The organism is Parasegetibacter sp. NRK P23, assembly GCF_023721715.1.
Classification (GTDB): domain Bacteria; phylum Bacteroidota; class Bacteroidia; order Chitinophagales; family Chitinophagaceae; genus Parasegetibacter.
Genome location: NZ_JAMDLG010000001.1, coordinates 291,299 through 309,183 on the forward strand (window position 1 = coordinate 291,299; position 17,885 = coordinate 309,183).

Sequence of the window (17,885 nt, forward strand, 5' to 3'; positions counted from 1 at the left end):
GTTAAGGAAAATAAAAAAGTAGGAAGCCAAGGACTTCCTACTTTAAGTATGATGTGGATCAATTATTCATCGTCATCGAAACTCATGGCTTCGCGGGTGGTTTGCAGGAGTTCGTATTCTTCCTTGCTGCCCACGATCATGTTTTCGAATTCTCTGAGACCGGTACCTGCAGGTATCTGGTGACCAGTGATCACGTTTTCTTTCAGGCCGAGCATTTCATCGGTTTTACCCATGATGGCTGCGGAAGAAAGTACTTTCGTGGTTTCCTGGAACGATGCGGCGGAAATCCAGCTTTGTACACCCAGAGAAGCTTTGGTGATACCCAGCAACAACGGATGTGAAGTAGCGGGTTCTGCATCCCTGTATTCAGCCAGCTTGCGGTCGGAACGGCGCAGTACGGAATTTTCTTCCCTTACTTCGCGCAGGCTCACGATCTGTCCGGCTTTCAGCTTAGTGGATTCACCTGCATCGGTGATGATCTTTTTATCGAAGATCCAGTCGTTCTCGTCGATGAAATCGAAGCGGTCAACGGTATCTCCTTCGAGGAAGCGGGTATCTCCGGCATCCAGGATTTCAACTTTTTTCATCATCTGGCGAACGATCACCTCGATGTGTTTGTCGTTGATTTTCACACCCTGCAAACGATATACTTCCTGGATCTCATTCACTACGTACTCCTGTACGGCGAAAGGTCCTTTGATGGCGAGGATATCGAACGGAGCGATCTGTCCGTCGGAAAGTGCCGTACCTGCTTTTACGAAGTCGCCGTCCTGTGCCAGGATCTGGCGGGTCAGCGGAACCAGGTATTTCTTCACCACACCGTCTTTGGCCTCCACGATGATCTCGCGGTTACCACGTTTGATGTTACCGAAGGATACCACACCATCGATTTCAGAAACGATCGCGGGGTTACCTGGGTTACGTGCTTCGAACAATTCAGTTACACGTGGCAGACCACCGGTGATGTCGCGGAGTTTTCCGAGTACACGCGGGATCTTCACCAGTACCTGTCCGGCTTTCACTTCGTCGCCCATATCTACGGCGATGTGTGAACCTACGGGCAGGTTGTATGATTTCACCTCTTTCCCTTCCACGAAGATGGACGGGATACGGGTTTTGTCTTTTGTTTCAATTACCACTTTCTCGCGGTGACCGGTTTGTTCGTCGGACTCTTCACGGAAGGTAATACCTTCAATAACGTTCTCGAACTTAATGGTACCTGGGATTTCAGCGATGATAACATTGTTGTACGGGTCCCATGTACAGATCGTATCACCTTTGGCTACTTTCTGTCCGTCTTTCACTTTCAGGATAGAACCATAAGGCACGTTGATCACGTTCAGGAGACGGTCGTTCTTCACGTCCATATTCCTGATCTCACCTGTACGACCGATAACCACCTGTACTTTCTCTCCTTCATTGTTTTCTGCGGTAACCGTACGGAGACCGTCGAACATCAATGTACCGTCGAACTTGGCGAGGATGGAAGATTCTACTGATGTAGAACCGGCCACACCACCCACGTGGAAGGTACGGAGGGTAAGCTGTGTACCTGGTTCACCGATGGACTGTGCCGCGATGATACCCACCGCGTCGCCGCGTTGAGCGGTATAACCTGTTGCCAGGTTTTTACCATAACACCTTACGCACACGCCGCGCTTGCTTTCGCAAGTCAGTACGGATCGGATTTCCACGGTTTCGATCCCTGCTTCTTCGATGGCTTTGGCTACATCTTCAGTGATCTGCTCACCGGCGGTGATCAGCACTTCTTCTGTAAGCGGGTTCAGTACATCGTGGAGTGAGGTACGTCCGAGGATACGGTCGTACAGCGGTTCAACGATGTCTTCGTTGTCTTTCAACGCTGAAGTAGCGATACCACGGAGGGTGCCACAATCTTCTTCGTTGATCACCACATCCTGGGCAACGTCCACCAAACGACGGGTCAGGTAACCCGCATCCGCCGTTTTCAGGGCCGTATCCGCCAGACCCTTACGGGCACCGTGGGTAGAGATGAAGTAATCCAATACGTTCAGGCCACCTTTGAAGTTAGAGAGGATCGGGTTTTCGATGATCTCAGAACCTGTGGAACCTGATTTACGTGGTTTCGCCATCAGTCCCCTGATACCAGCCAGCTGTTTGATCTGCTGTTTGGAACCACGGGCACCGGAATCCAGCATCATGTACACAGAGTTGAAGCCCTGCTTGTTGGTCGCCAGTTCACGGATCAGTGTTTCAGTGATGCGGGTATCCACGCGAGACCAGATATCAATGATCTGGTTGTAACGTTCGTTGTTGGTGATCAATCCCATGTTGTAGTTCTCCCACACTTCTTCCACTTCAGCTTTCGCCTGGTCGAGGAGTTCTTCTTTCGTATCGGGGATGATCAGGTCGTTGATGTTGAACGACAAGCCGCCTTTGAAGGCCATACGGAAACCGAGTTGCTTGATATCGTCCAGGAACTTCGCCGCTTTTGGTATATCGGTGATCTTGATGATCTCACCGATGATCTCACGAAGAGATTTCTTCGTGGCGAGGGCGTTCACGTAGCCAACTTCTTTGGGTACGAACTGGTTAAAAAGAATACGTCCCACTGTTGTTTCCAGCAGTTTCTTCTCCAGTTGTCCCTGTTTATTGCGCACATCCACTTTCACTTTGATGGTGGCGTGGAGGTCAATTCTTTTTTCGTTGTAAGCGATGATCACTTCTTCGGGAGAGTAGAAAGACATGCCTTCTCCGCGAATGGTTTCTTCCGCGTTGGTTTTCTTACCCTTGGTAATGTAGTACAGGCCAAGAACCATGTCCTGTGAAGGCAGGGTAATGGGCGTACCATTCTGTGGGTTAAGAATGTTGTGGGAAGAAAGCATCAACAGTTGGGCTTCCAGGATAGCGGCGCTGCTCAGGGGCACGTGCACGGCCATCTGGTCACCGTCGAAGTCGGCGTTGAACGAAGTGGTTACCAGCGGGTGAAGCTGGATGGCCTTACCTTCAATGAGGCGGGGCTGGAACGCCTGGATAGACAGACGGTGCAGCGTTGGAGCCCTGTTCAACATCACGGGGTGTCCTTTCAGGATGTTCTCCAGGATATCCCAGATCACGGCTTCTTTCTTATCTACCAGTTTGCGGGCGCTCTTCACCGTTTTCACGATACCGCGCTCAATGAGCTTACGGATAATGAATGGCTTGAACAGTTCTGCCGCCATATCTTTTGGCAGACCGCATTCGTGCATTTTCATTTCTGGTCCCACCACGATCACGGAACGACCGGAGTAGTCCACACGTTTACCGAGGAGGTTCTGACGGAAACGGCCTTGTTTACCTTTCAGTACATCTGAGAGGGATTTCAGGGCGCGTCCGCCTTCCGCTTTCACGGCGTTCGACTTACGGCTGTTATCGAACAGGGAGTCGATCGCTTCCTGGAGCATCCTTTTTTCGTTACGCAGGATTACTTCAGGCGCTTTGATCTCCAACAATCTTTTCAGACGGTTGTTCCGGATGATCACCCTTCTGTAGAGGTCGTTCAGGTCGGAAGACGCGAAACGGCCGCCATCCAGGGGAACCAACGGACGGAGTTCAGGCGGAATAACGGGAATATACTGCATGACCATCCACTCGGGGCGGTTGGTGATGCGTGTATTGGCATCGCGGAATGCTTCCACCACGCTCAGACGCTTAAGGGCGTCGGCCTTCCTTTGCTGGGAAGTTTCGGTAGCGGCGGCATTACGGAGGTCAAATGAAAGTTGGTCGAGGTCGATGCGGGCCAGCAGGTCATGCACCGCTTCGGCACCCATCTTCGCGATGAATTTGTTCGGGTCCTCATCAGGGAGATACTGGTTGTCCTTCGGAAGGGTTTCCAGGATTTCCAGGTATTCTTCTTCCGTGAGAAGATCGCCATAGTTCTGCCCTTTATCAGCGCGGATACCGGACTGGATCACCACGAAGCGTTCGTAGTACACGATGCTTTCCAGTTTCTTGGAACTCATCCCCAGCAGGTAACCGATCTTATTGGGAAGGCTTTTGAAATACCAGATGTGTACAATAGGCACCACCAGCTTGATGTGCCCCATTCTTTCACGGCGCACTTTCTTTTCGGTAACTTCTACCCCGCAACGGTCGCACACAATTCCTTTGTAACGAATCCTCTTGTACTTTCCGCAGGCGCACTCATAATCTTTTACCGGACCAAAAATACGCTCGCAGAACAAACCATCTCTTTCAGGCTTGTACGTACGGTAGTTAATGGTTTCCGGCTTCAGCACTTCCCCGTAGGAACGCTCCAGAATGGAGTCGGGAGAGGCCAATCCAATGGTGATCTGAGAGAAATTGAACCTGGGACGGTTTTCTTTTTTAATAGCCATAGATCTATAGCAGGTTGTTTAAATTTTTCGAGATTCAGGGAAAAATAGCCAATGATCCCAAAATAAATAGTGGGCAAAGGTAGGAAATTATTACGGAAAAAAAATAATTGATACTTATGTGTAGAAGTGTAAGAACTAAAACAACATTTTGTTAATCGTAAAATACAAAAGCAATCAAACTTTGTCTATCGTAAAAGACAATTTACTCCTTCTTCCCATTCTTCCGCCCCCGCATATACCGCCGCCTGATCACCTCCTGCACCGGCACCCCTTCAATTTTACTCTCCAGCCAGCCAATAATGTCCAGGTACATATATGACCTGCTTTCCAATGGTTTACCCTGATGTTTTTCGAGTTTTTCCTTCAGTACTTTGAACGCGGCTTTCAACTTAACAGGTGTCATATAGAATGATTTCCGGAGGAATCCGAATATCTCTTCCTCCACCACGCTGAGGTTCTGCATTTTGGCCATGAACCGGAAAACGGATTTGATCAGGTATTCGAGCAGATCGTAGTTCCCCAGCTCGTAGTGCGCGATAAGGTGCAGCAGCCGGGAATAGCACTGCAGATCGGTGCGGAGGTCCACTTTCCAGTGAATGATGCGGTTTAGGTATTCGATGGCTTTTTCATTGTTGCCACTGCCGAAATACAAACAGGCTATCTTGTAATAAAAAACGAGAATACGATGCCTATCTAATTGTAATTCAAACTCTTTCAGCTTATTTTCAATTTCGGGAACCAGTTCCAGTCCGGTCGAAAATGTACCTTCCATAAAATGTTTATTGATCCGCGCAGTTTGCAGATATACAAAGGTTTGTATACGACTATTATCATTACAATTGCCACAATCTGAACTGGCGAAGGCTTCGAAAAGACTCAGCGCTTCATTGAACTTATCGCCGTTACCGAGCATAAAATGCGCTCCGAGTAAATTATGAAGTCCTTTGATGTATTGCCCCGTCTCGATCTGGATCATGTAGGGATGCTGAGAGAAAAGATCCACCCATTTTTGTGTATAGCGGTAGTATTGGAGCAGGTCCTGCAGGATGAATGCGTACCAGCAATAGCACTGCCACAGGTACAGTTTTTCGTAAAAACCCAGTTGCGCGGCTTCTACGGGCGGCAGTTTTGTTTCATAAAAAAGTTTAAGTGCCGATACGTCTTTCTCATCGCGCGCGTGGCCCATTTTGATGTACCAGCTGTACAACTGGAGGGCCAGGTTCGAAAGTTTGTTGATTAGGGTGAGGTGCGCGGTCACCTGTTCCGTTTCCCTCGAAAGCTGTTCCGCCCTATCCTCCATACTGCGGGTAATATGTAGTCCTTCGATCTTTTTCTCGAAGATGATGGCCTGAAGGGCGAAAGTGTACTGGAACCTGGAAAGCGCATGTTCCTTAATCTTATCCAGGAGCTTCAGACTTTGGTGGTAAAGTCCCTTATTATAGAGTATGCGGGCAAAATCCATCTGCTCATGCAGTTGGATGTCGATATTTTCTTCATCCCGCATTAACCTTAAACTTGCCAGTATCTGCCGGTACAACTGGGCTTTCATGTTGGAAAGCTGTTGCTTTTTGATGTCAGGGCTCTTTTTCAGCAGCAGCCCCTCATCGTATTCCTCCATTTTATCGAGGGCATCAAAAAGTTGTACCGATTTCAGGTCGCCCTGAACAGTATTGCGGCCCATGTAGAGCTTAAAATTGCGCTTTTCGGACTTCTCCAGCGACTTTATGAGTTGATATACAGTGTCTGCGGAACGGTTGGGCATCGTAATTTTTAAAGGTAAGAATCCTTAACCAGCTTGTATTTCAGCGGATTTTTACGCCATTGTGGAGTGTAAAAAAGCGCTTGTTTTGGTTTGATTACGAAAATAAGGAAAGATATTTTCGTTACGCAGACTGTTTACAAATTCATACGGCAGGCAATACAAAAAATAAGCAGTCTGCACTTTTTTTACTTTTAACGCTAACTATGAACGGTACTAAGATCCACATTTTCGACACCACCCTGCGCGACGGCGAACAGGTTCCGGGCTGTAAACTGAATACGAAGGAGAAAGTTCAACTGGCGGAAAAACTGGAAGCGTTGGGTGTGGATGTGATCGAAGCGGGATTTCCTATTTCCAGCCCGGGCGATTTTCAATCCGTACAGGAGATAGCCCGTATCGTAAAGAACGCCACTGTTTGCGGGTTGAGCCGCGCCGTGCAGAAAGACATTGAAGCCGCCGCCGAAGCGCTCAAGCCAGCCAAAAGGCCCCGCATCCATACCGGGATCGGCACTTCCGATTCCCACATTAAATCGAAATTCAATTCCACCCGTGAGGATATCCTCCAAAGGGCTATACAGTGTGTGAAATGGGCACGCAACTTTGTGGATGATGTGGAATTTTACGCGGAAGACGCGGGCAGAACTGACAATGAATACCTCGCGCGTGTAGTGGAAGCGGTGATTGCCGCCGGCGCTACCGTAGTGAATATACCCGATACCACCGGCTATTGTTTGCCGCACCAGTATGGCGAGAAGATCGCTTACCTGATGAACAACGTGCCGAATATCGACAAGGCTATTCTCTCCTGCCATTGTCACAACGACCTGGGCCTGGCCACCGCCAACTCCATCGCAGGAGCCATGGCAGGCGCCCGCCAGATCGAGTGTACCATCAACGGCATCGGGGAAAGAGCCGGGAACACCTCGCTGGAAGAAGTGGTGATGGTGATCCAGCAACACAAACACCTGGGACTGTACACCGGGATCGACGCCACACAGCTCAACCCGATGAGCAGGCTGGTTTCCGATACCATGCGGATGCCGGTTCAGCCCAACAAAGCCATCGTAGGCGCAAATGCGTTCTCGCACTCTTCAGGTATACACCAGGATGGGTTCCTGAAAGATACCAGCACCTACGAAATCATCGCTCCCGAAGAAGTGGGCGCTGAAAGTTCTAAAATCGTGCTCACCGCCCGCAGCGGACGTTCCGCACTCGCCTACCGCTTCCTGAAACTCGGCTTCGAGTTCAACCGGAACGATGTGGATGTACTGTACGACAGGTTCCTGCAGGTAGCCGACAGTAAAAAAGAAGTAGAGGACGCCGACCTGGCCACCCTCGCCAAATCATACAAAGCCGAAACAGTACACGCATAGTACCTGCCGCTTTGTTGCACAACACAACGGCAAGTTTTCACATGTGTTTTAGTTTAGGTACGGCGTGATGCTTCTGCATCACGCCCTCTTTAAAAAAGTTCAAAGATTCAATGGGAAAAACATTATTCAATAAGATCTGGGACAAGCACGTCGTTAAATCCATTCCGGAAGGCCCTTCTGTTTTGTATATCGACAAACATTTCATCCACGAGGTAACCAGTCCGCAGGCATTCAAAGGCATTGAAAACCGCGGCCTGAAAGTTTTCCGCCCGCAACAGATCGTTGCCACCGCGGACCACAACGTTCCCACACTCAACCAGCACCTTCCCATCAAGGAAGAGCTTTCGCGTTTACAGGTGGACCAACTCATTAAAAACTGCGCCAACCACGGTGTGGAATTGTATGGTCTGGGCCATCCCTTCCAGGGCATCGTTCACGTGATCGGACCGGAACTGGGCATCACCCAACCAGGCATGACCATCGTTTGCGGCGACAGCCATACCAGCACCCACGGCGCCTTCGGCTCCATCGCCTTCGGCATCGGTACCAGCGAAGTGGAAATGGTATTCGCTTCACAATGCCTCATGCAGAGCCGCCCCAAGCTGATGCGCATCAACGTGGAAGGTGAACTGAAGAGCGGCGTACTCTCTAAAGACATCATACTATATATTATATCGCTTATCTCCGCCTCCGGCGCTACCGGTTACTTCGTGGAATATGCCGGCTCCGCTATCCGCAGCCTGAGCATGGAAGCGCGCATGACCATCTGCAACATGAGCATCGAAATGGGTGCCCGTGGCGGATTGATCGCACCGGACGAAACGACTTTCCAATACATGGAAGGCCGGCTGTTCGCACCTAAAGGAGATGAATGGACGAAGAAGCTTACGGAATGGAAAGCACTGTATTCTGACGCGGATGCCAGCTTCGACAAGGAGATCAACATCAAAGCCGAAGACATTGAGCCGATGATTACCTATGGCACTAACCCGGGAATGGGCGTGGGCGTTACAGGCAATATTCCTTCTACCGATACGATGGAAGAAACGGAAAAACCTTCTTTCCTGAAATCACTCGCTTACATGGGCTTCGAACCCGGTATGGCCGTGAAAGGACAGAAAGTGGATTACGTTTTCATCGGCAGTTGCACGAACTCCCGCATCGAAGACCTTCGCCTTGTGGCCGATTTTGTGAAAGGAAAGAAAAAAGCCGATGGCGTGGAAGTATGGATCGTTCCCGGCAGCAAGCAGGTAGAAAAACAAGCCAAAGCAGAAGGCATAGACCAGGTGCTGGAGTCCGCAGGATTCATGTTGCGTCAGCCCGGGTGCTCCGCTTGTCTGGGTATGAATGAAGATAAAATTCCCGCGGGCAAATACTGCATCTCCACTTCCAACAGGAATTTCGAGGGAAGGCAGGGCGCGGGCGCACGTACTTTACTGGCAAGCCCGCTCACAGCGGCCGCCGCAGCCATTACAGGCGTGGTAACAGATGTAAGAGAACTGATTGAACAATAAACGAACGGAACAGAACAAAACATGCAAGCATTCACTACAGTAACGTCGCGGTTCGTTCCGCTGAATATCGAGAACATCGATACAGACCAGATCATCCCCGCACGTTTTCTCAAGGCCACCACACGGGAAGGATTCGGAAAGAATCTTTTCCGCGACTGGCGTTATGAGAACGATGATGAACACCAACCCAAAAAAGATTTCGCGCTGAACAACCCCGCTTTCTCGGGGAACATACTCGTGGCAGCTAAGAACTTCGGGTGCGGATCCAGCCGCGAACATGCCGCCTGGTCCATTCTTGATTATGGATTCCGCGTGGTGGTGAGCAGCTTCTTTGCCGACATCTTCAAGAACAACGCCCTCAACAACGGCGTACTCCCCGTTCAGGTGAGCGAACCCTTCCTCCAGGAAATCTTCGCCCAGCCTGCCGACGCCACACTTACCGTGGACCTCTCCGCCCAAACCATCACCATTGATGCAACAGGCGCCTCGGAAAATTTTGAGATCAACAATTACAAGAAAACATGCCTGCTGAACGGGTACGATGATATCGACTACCTGTTAAGCATACGCGAAGATATTGAAGCGTACGAAAAACAACGCTGAATCAGCCTACACTAAAACACCTCCTTGAAATGAAAAAGAAAGTCGCGGTAATATATGGAGACGGGATCGGTCCCGAAGTCACCAAGCAGTCGATGAAAGTGCTGGACGCCATTGCACAACGCTTTGGCCACGAGTTTGAATATGAGTTCTGCCTGATGGGCGCCGATGCCATCGACAAAACCGGTTCTCCCCTTCCCGATGAAACACTCGAAGTGGTACTGAACAGCGATGCGATCCTCTTCGGAGCGATTGGTCACCCCAAATACGATAATGACCCGTCCGCTAAAGTACGTCCTGAACAAGGGCTGCTGAAACTGCGGAAATCTCTGCAATTGTTTGCCAACATCCGCCCGGTAACTACGTACCAGGCACTGCACCATCTCTCCCCCCTCAAACCTAAGAACCTTGAGGGGGTGGATGTGGTCATCTACCGCGAATTAACAGGTGGTATCTATTTCGGTAAGAAAGAACTTTCCGAAGATGGTAACACCGCCATGGACGACTGTACCTATCACCGCCACGAGATTGAACGCATCGCCAAACTCGCGTTCGAACAAAGCATGCAACGCCAGAAGAGATTGACATTGGTTGACAAAGCCAATGTACTGGAAACTTCCCGCTTATGGCGCGCAGTGGTACGCGAAATGGCCGCGAACTACCCTGAAGTTGCCGTGGATTATATGTTCGTGGACAACGCCGCGATGCAGATGATCGTGAACCCCAAACAATTCGATGTGATCCTCACCGAGAACATGTTTGGCGATATCATCAGCGACGAGGCCAGTGTGATCACCGGATCACTGGGTATGTTGCCCTCCGCATCGGTTGGAACCGGTACCGCCATGTTCGAACCCATCCACGGTTCTTACCCGCAGGCCGCGGGCAAAGACATCGCCAACCCGCTTGGCTCCATTCTTTCCGCCGCGATGATGCTCGACTACTTCAACATGTTTGAAGAAGCGAAACTGGTGCGCGCCGCTGTGGAATGGACTTTGGAAAACGGATTCGTAACAAAGGATATCGACCCCGTGAACAATTATACCACCACCACTATTGGTGACCTGGTAAAGGATTTTGTAGAGAATAAGATTCCCTCGGCGATCAACAAAAGCAACCTGTCGCTGAGCAAATCCACCATCATCTGAAATGAACAGGAACAAAAATAAATTTTGGAGCAAGGCAGCCAATTGCTATGTTTGCAATACAGCAGAATCGCTATGTTCAGAAAAGGAATCAATATTAATGTCGTAAACATCGTTGCAGTGGTCATTACCATTGTGGCTGTCATTATTATTATTCCAGAACATCCAGGCGCGCTGTCAATGTAGCATTAGTAAGCACAACATAAAGGCCCGCCTCTCAAAAGGCGGGCCTTTTTTCATTTATATCAATACTAACCAAGAATGGCACAGGAACTGAACAAGTACAGTAAAACGATCACACAGGATCCCACGCAACCAGCCGCGCAGGCCATGTTGTACGGGATTGGTCTGACGGACGAGGACCTCGCGAAGGCGCAGGTGGGCATTGTGAGCATGGGCTACGATGGCAACACCTGTAATATGCACCTGAACGAACTCGCTGCCGTCGTCAAAAAAGGCGTATGGGAGCAGGACCTTGTTGGTCTCGTTTTCAATACGATCGGGGTGAGCGATGGTATCTCCAACGGAACCGATGGTATGCGCTACTCCCTGGTGAGCCGTGATGTAATTGCAGATTCCATTGAAACCGTTTGTGGCGCGCAGTATTATGATTCACTGATCGCGATTCCCGGTTGCGATAAGAATATGCCCGGATCCATCATCGCGATGGGCAGGCTGAACCGTCCGGCCATCATGGTATATGGCGGCACCATTGCTCCCGGTCATTACAAGGGCCAGGACCTGAACATTGTTTCTTCTTTTGAAGCCCTCGGGCAAAAAATAGCCGGACAGCTGGACGAAGCTGATTTCAAAGGCATCGTCATGAACTCCTGCCCTGGTGCCGGTGCATGCGGTGGTATGTATACCGCGAATACCATGGCATCGGCCATTGAAGCGCTGGGTATGAGTCTCCCCTATTCTTCTTCCAACCCTGCCCTGAGCAAGGAGAAGAAGGAAGAATGTGTTGCCGCGGGCAAAGCCATCCGCCTGCTGATGGAGAAAGACATCAAACCCCGCGATATCATGACGCGCGAGGCTTTCGAGAACGCCATCGTTACCCTGATGGTACTCGGCGGAAGCACCAACGCTGTACTGCACCTCATCGCCATGGCGAAAAGTGTGGATGTTCCCTTAACACAGGATGACTTCCAGGCTGTAAGCGACCGTGTTCCCCTGCTGGCCGATTTCAAACCCAGCGGTAAATACCTGATGCAGGACCTGCACGAACATGGTGGTGTACCTGCGGTAATGAAATACCTGCTGGAGAAAGGATTGCTCCACGGCGATTGCCTTACCTGCACCGGTAAAACGCTGGCGGAAAACCTTGCGGAAGTACCTTCTCTCGATTTCGATAAACAAAAGATCATCTATCCGCTGGAGCAGCCATTGAAAGCCACCGGCCACCTTCAGATACTGTACGGTAACCTCGCCGAAGGCGGCAGTGTAGCCAAGATCACCGGTAAAGAAGGTGAACGCTTCGAAGGACCCGCACGCGTATTTGATGGCGAACACGCCCTGATTGCCGGTATCCAGAGCGGTCGTGTGAAAGAAGGTGATGTGGTGGTGATCCGCCAGGTTGGTCCCAAAGGCGCGCCCGGTATGCCCGAAATGCTGAAACCCACTTCCGCCATCATCGGCGCGGGGCTAGGTAAATCTGTGGCGCTCATCACCGATGGCCGCTTCAGCGGCGGAACACACGGTTTTGTGGTAGGGCACATCACACCAGAATCGCACGATGGCGGATTACTCGCTTTCGTTCACGACGATGATCCCATTACTATTGATGCGGTGAACAACAAGCTTACCCTTCATGTAAGTGAGGAAGAGATCGCCAAAAGGAAAGCCAACTGGAAACAACCCGCCTTAAAAGCACAGAAAGGCGTTTTATATAAATATGCGAAATGCGTTTCCACAGCCGCGGAAGGCTGTGTTACAGACGCGTAATATTCCACGCAACGGCGCTACGACGCCACGCGTAACATGCTCTAACGTGGCGTCGTAGCGCCGTTGCGAGAAAAACAACATAAAATGAGTCAGTCAACAATCATACAGAAAACGACCAAACCCGCACCACAGCAACCCGCGGCACAAACCCTTTCCGGTTCGCAGGCCGTATTGGAATGTTTCCTTGCGGAAGGTGTGGATACCATTTTCGGTTACCCCGGCGGCGCCATCATGCCCATCTATGATGCGCTGTACGATTACAAAGAAAAGCTGGAGCACATCCTCGTTCGCCACGAACAGGGTGGTATTCATGCCGCGCAGGGTTACGCCCGCGCATCCGGTAAAACAGGTATCGTGTTCGCCACTTCAGGTCCCGGTGCCACCAACCTGGTAACGGGTCTTGCAGATGCGATGATCGATAGTACACCATTGGTATGTATCACCGGTCAGGTATTCGCGCACCTGCTTGGTACCGATGCGTTCCAGGAAACAGACGTGATCAACATTACCACACCCGTTACCAAATGGAACTACCAGGTAACCGACGCGAAAGAGATCCCGAGCGTGTTGGCCAAAGCCTTCTACATTGCAGGCAGCGGTCGTCCGGGTCCTGTATTGATCGATATCACCAAGAATGCCCAGCTCGAAAAATTCGAGTTCCAGGGTTATGAAAAATGTGACCATATCCGCAGCTACCGTCCCAAGCCGGTGGTAAGGAAAGAATACATTCAGCAGGCGGCCGAACTCATCAACAGTGCGGAGAAGCCATTCATTCTGCTGGGGCAGGGCGTGATCCTCGGTAAAGCGGAGAAAGAATTCATCACCTTCGCGGAGAAAAGCGGTATCCCCGTAGCCTGGACCATCATGGGCATGAGTGCTATTCCTACCAACCATCCGCTGGCGGTGGGTATGCTGGGCATGCACGGCAACTACGGTCCGAACGTACTCACCAATGAAGCCGATGTGATCATCGCCGTGGGTATGCGCTTCGACGACCGCGTTACGGGCCGCCTCGATAAGTACGCCAAACAGGCGAAGATCGTCCACCTCGATATTGATCCCGCTGAAATAGATAAGAACGTTCAGTCCACCGTTCCTGTTTGGGGCGATTGCAAGGAAACCCTTCCCCTGCTTACCGCCGCCATCGAAACAAAAGTATACCCCCAGTGGCTGCAGAAATTCCGCGATTACCAGCAGCAGGAAGAAGAAACCTGTATTCAGCCGGAAATGAATCCTGAAGGCGAAGTGCTTTCCATGGCGGAAGTAATCAATGAGCTGAACCAGCTTACAAAAAATGAAGCCATCATCGTAACGGATGTGGGTCAGCACCAGATGGTGGCCTGCCGTTACGCGCAATACAATCAAAGTAAAAGCAACATCACTTCAGGCGGACTGGGCACTATGGGCTTTGCTTTGCCCGCAGCCATCGGCGCTAAGTTCGGCGCACCGGAACGTACCGTGGTAGCCATTATCGGAGACGGCGGGTTCCAGATGACGCTCCAGGAACTGGGCACCATCATGCAGAGCAAAGTGAATGTGAAAATACTGATCCTGAACAACGAGTTCCTGGGTATGGTGCGCCAGTGGCAGCAACTGTTCCACGACAAACGCTACTCTTTCGTGAACATTGAAAGTCCGGACTTCGTAGCCGTTGCCAAAGGCTATTACATTGATGGACAACGCGTGCGGGAACGAGAAAAGTTGCGTGAAGCCCTGAAGACTATGCTGGAACACGATGGCGCTTACCTGCTGGAAGTAATGACCGGCAAAGAAAACAACGTGTTCCCGATGGTGCCGCAGGGATGCAGTGTAAGTGAAATAAGGCTGAAATAATCTTGAATGTTGGATGTTGGATGTTGAATGGGAGAATACATCATTTAAATCCAGATTCTAAAATCATCAGAAATGCAAAAACAGGAATTCACCATAACGGTTTACACAGAGAACCACATCGGTTTGCTGAACCGCATCGCGATCATCTTTTCGCGCCGTAAAATAAACATCGAGAGTCTGAATACCTCTCCTTCCGAAGTGGATGGCATCCACCGTTTCACCATCGTGATCAACGAAACGGAAGACGTGGTGCGCAAACTGGTGCGTCAGATTGAGAAACAGGTGGAAGTGCTGAAGGCTTACTTCAATACCGAAGAAGAGATCGTTTGGCAGGAACTGGCGATGTACAAGGTTTCCACCGATGAGATCGCAGAGAAAGTTAAGGTGGAACGTTTGCTCCGCGAGTATGGCGCTCGCGCCGTAGTGATCCGCAAAGACTATACGGTATTTGAAACCACGGGGCACCGGGAAGAAACAGAAAAACTGGTAAAAGTACTGGCGCCTTACGGACTCATAGAATTCGTACGCAGCGCACGGGTAGCCATCATCAAAGCCAGCGCGGGCTTCCACGATAAACTCCGTGAATTTGAAAGAAGAGAGCCCGGAGAAGAAGTGATCGAGAACGAATACCTCGACAAACAGGAAGAAGTATTTACCATGTAAACTGCTTTTCAATCATAAAAACTGATAAACTTTTTAATCTTAAAACAATCTAACAAAACAAGCTATGGCTAAATTAAATTTCGGCGGGGTTGAAGAAAACGTTGTGACCCGCGAAGAATTCCCGCTTGCCAAAGCGCAGGAAGTATTGAAGAACGAAACAGTGGCAGTAATTGGTTACGGCGTACAAGGTCCGGGCCAGGCGCTGAACCAGAAAGATAACGGCATCAACGTGATCGTTGGTCAGCGGAAGAATTCCAAAACATGGGACAAAGCCGTTGCCGACGGATTCGTTCCCGGAGAAACCCTGTTCGAAATTGAAGAAGCCCTCGAGCGTGGTACCATCATCTGCTACCTGCTGAGTGATGCCGCACAAATCGAACTGTGGCCCACTGTAAAGAAGCACCTCACTGCCGGTAAAGCACTCTACTTCTCTCATGGTTTCGGTATCACTTTCAACGAACAAACAGGCATCATTCCTCCTGCTGACGTAGATGTGTTCCTGGTGGCCCCCAAAGGTTCCGGTACTTCCCTGCGCCGCATGTTCCTGCAAGGCCGTGGTCTGAACTCCAGCTACGCCATCTTCCAGGATGCTACAGGTAAAGCAAAAGAAAGAGTGGTGGCCCTCGGTATCGCTGTAGGAAGTGGATACCTCTTCGAAACAGATTTCCGCAAAGAAGTATTCTCCGACCTCACCGGTGAAAGAGGAACTTTGATGGGCGCTATCCAAGGCATCTTCGCCGCCCAGTACGAAGTGCTGCGCAGTAAAGGCCATACGCCTTCCGAAGCGTTCAACGAAACAGTGGAAGAACTCACGCAGTCCCTTATGCCCCTCGTTGCAGAAAACGGCATGGACTGGATGTACGCCAACTGCTCCACTACCGCGCAACGCGGCGCACTCGACTGGTGGAAAAAATTCAAAGACGCGACCAAACCCGTGTTCGAAGAACTCTACGAAAGCGTTGCTACCGGTAAAGAATCTCAGCGTTCTATCGATTCCAACAGCCAGGCTGATTACCGCGTGAAGCTGGAAGCCGAACTGAAAGAACTCCGTGAAAGCGAAATGTGGCAGGCAGGTAAAACTGTGCGTAGCCTTCGTCCGGAGAACCAGAAGGTAGCGGCAGAAGCATAATTATATTTCCCGCAGAAGTGCTGGATTTTCTTTTCACGCAAAGACGCAGGAGGTAGTGGTTTCTCGCAACGGCGCAACGACGCCACGTGAACACTCTCCTCCTGCGTTCTTCCAAAAAACGCATCAGCGCCGCGTCGTTGCGCCGTTGCGAGAAAAAACAAAATGGCAACAACCACCCACATGAAACCCCTCGAATTCCACAAAGCAGCGCTGCGACTGAAAAAGGTTGTATCGAGAACACCCCTCATGCACAACCTCAACCTCTCGCGCAAATACCACTGCAATGTGTTCCTGAAAAGAGAGGACCTGCAGGTGGTACGTTCCTACAAACTCCGCGGCGCTTACAATATGATGAGCAGCCTGCCGGAAGAACAACTGAAGAACGGCGTGGTATGCGCCAGTGCCGGTAACCACGCGCAGGGCTTCGCCTTCTCCTGTAAGAAGCTCGGCGTGAAAGGCGTGGTGTTCATGCCCGTGATCACACCCAAACAAAAAGTCACCCAAACGAAAATGTTCGGGGAAGACAATATCACCATCCAACTGGTGGGCGATACATTCGACGATTGCGCTATCGCCGCTAAAAAATTTACGGAAGAAAACGGGATGACATTCATCCCTCCTTTCGATGACCACCGCATCATCGAAGGACAGGGCACCGTGGCCCTCGAAATACTGGAAGACCAGGATGATGTCGATTTCCTGTTCGTGCCCGTTGGTGGAGGCGGACTCGCAGCAGGCGTCGGTTCCTATTTCAAAACTTTCAGTCCCAAAACAAAAATCATCGGCATTGAGCCCGAAGGCGCTCCTTCCATGAAAAAAGCACGCGAAGCAGGCCATCCGGTTACCCTGGAAAGCATCGACCGCTTTGTAGATGGCGCCGCCGTTAAACGTGTGGGTGAACTCACTTTCTCCATCTGCCAGGAAGTGCTGGATGAAATAGAAACCGTTCCCGAAGGAAAGGTTTGTTCCACCATCCTGAAATTGTACAATGAAGACGCGATTGTGGTGGAACCCGCAGGTGCATTGTCCATCGCGGCCCTTGATGATTACGCTGACCAGATCAGGGGCAAGAATGTTGTTTGTGTGGTAAGCGGCAGCAACAACGATATCGCCAGGATGCAGGAGATCAAAGAAAGATCGCTGCTCTATGAAGGTTTGAAACACTACTTCATCATCCGCTTCGCGCAACGCCCGGGCGCATTGAAACAATACCTGAACGAAGTACTCGGTCCCACAGACGATATCATCCGCTTCGAGTTCATGCAGAAGAACAACAAAGAAACCGGTCCCGCACTGGTAGGTGTTGAATTACAAAACGCGGAAGATTATGAAGTACTCCTCAACAAAATGATCAGCTTACAGATCGATTATACGGAATTGAATAAAGACGATAAACTCTTCGGTTATCTTGTATAAAAAATTTTCGCAAACGATTGTGTGGTATTAGGTAAACATCGTATATTCGAATCCCAATTCATTCAGTTGAAACACTTGATACAACATACAGGCATCACTTCCAACACCGGTTCAACACCGGCGCCTGTACGTGTTTCCACTATTTCCACCA

11 protein-coding genes are annotated in these 17,885 nt (G+C 50.4%); 9 read left to right on the plus strand and 2 right to left on the minus strand.

Annotation, left to right across the window (positions count from 1 at the left end):
• Positions 1-62 precede the first annotated feature (62 nt).
• Positions 63-4,355 (minus strand): DNA-directed RNA polymerase subunit beta', encoded by a 4,293-nt coding sequence (rpoC, locus tag M4J38_RS01140; protein WP_251757684.1) that lies wholly within the window; start codon positions 4,353-4,355, stop codon positions 63-65.
• A gap of 202 nt (positions 4,356-4,557) precedes the next feature.
• On the minus strand, positions 4,558-6,117 hold the full coding sequence (locus M4J38_RS01145; RefSeq protein ID WP_251757685.1) for a hypothetical protein: 1,560 nt from the start codon (positions 6,115-6,117) through the stop codon (positions 4,558-4,560).
• Positions 6,118-6,320: 203 nt separating this feature from the next.
• On the opposite strand from M4J38_RS01145, the gene M4J38_RS01150 reads away from it, so the two are divergent.
• The 9 genes from M4J38_RS01150 (at position 6,321) to ilvA (ending at position 17,734) form a co-directional block, all read left to right on the plus strand.
• A complete protein-coding gene (locus M4J38_RS01150; protein ID WP_251757686.1) occupies positions 6,321-7,490 on the plus strand; it encodes a 2-isopropylmalate synthase in 1,170 nt (389 codons plus the stop codon).
• 110 nt (positions 7,491-7,600) lie between these two features.
• On the plus strand, positions 7,601-9,004 hold the full coding sequence (leuC, locus tag M4J38_RS01155) for a 3-isopropylmalate dehydratase large subunit (protein WP_251757687.1): 1,404 nt from the start codon (positions 7,601-7,603) through the stop codon (positions 9,002-9,004).
• A gap of 21 nt (positions 9,005-9,025) precedes the next feature.
• Entirely contained in the window at positions 9,026-9,607 is a 582-nt protein-coding gene (leuD, locus tag M4J38_RS01160) for a 3-isopropylmalate dehydratase small subunit (RefSeq protein WP_251757688.1), read from the plus strand.
• 29 nt (positions 9,608-9,636) lie between these two features.
• Positions 9,637-10,752, plus strand: coding sequence for a 3-isopropylmalate dehydrogenase (leuB, locus tag M4J38_RS01165; protein WP_251757689.1), 1,116 nt, complete (start codon positions 9,637-9,639; stop codon positions 10,750-10,752).
• 258 nt (positions 10,753-11,010) lie between these two features.
• Positions 11,011-12,693, plus strand: coding sequence for a dihydroxy-acid dehydratase (gene ilvD, locus M4J38_RS01170; RefSeq protein WP_251757690.1), 1,683 nt, complete (start codon positions 11,011-11,013; stop codon positions 12,691-12,693).
• Positions 12,694-12,777: 84 nt separating this feature from the next.
• On the plus strand, positions 12,778-14,526 hold the full coding sequence (gene ilvB, locus M4J38_RS01175; RefSeq protein ID WP_251757691.1) for a biosynthetic-type acetolactate synthase large subunit: 1,749 nt from the start codon (positions 12,778-12,780) through the stop codon (positions 14,524-14,526).
• Between the two features lie 72 nt (positions 14,527-14,598).
• Positions 14,599-15,189 (plus strand): acetolactate synthase small subunit, encoded by a 591-nt coding sequence (gene ilvN, locus M4J38_RS01180; RefSeq protein WP_251757692.1) that lies wholly within the window; start codon positions 14,599-14,601, stop codon positions 15,187-15,189.
• A 64-nt stretch (positions 15,190-15,253) separates the two neighbouring features.
• On the plus strand, positions 15,254-16,318 hold the full coding sequence (gene ilvC / locus M4J38_RS01185; protein WP_251757693.1) for a ketol-acid reductoisomerase: 1,065 nt from the start codon (positions 15,254-15,256) through the stop codon (positions 16,316-16,318).
• A gap of 162 nt (positions 16,319-16,480) precedes the next feature.
• Positions 16,481-17,734, plus strand: coding sequence for a threonine ammonia-lyase (gene ilvA, locus M4J38_RS01190; protein ID WP_374661790.1), 1,254 nt, complete (start codon positions 16,481-16,483; stop codon positions 17,732-17,734).
• Positions 17,735-17,885: the final 151 nt, after the last annotated feature.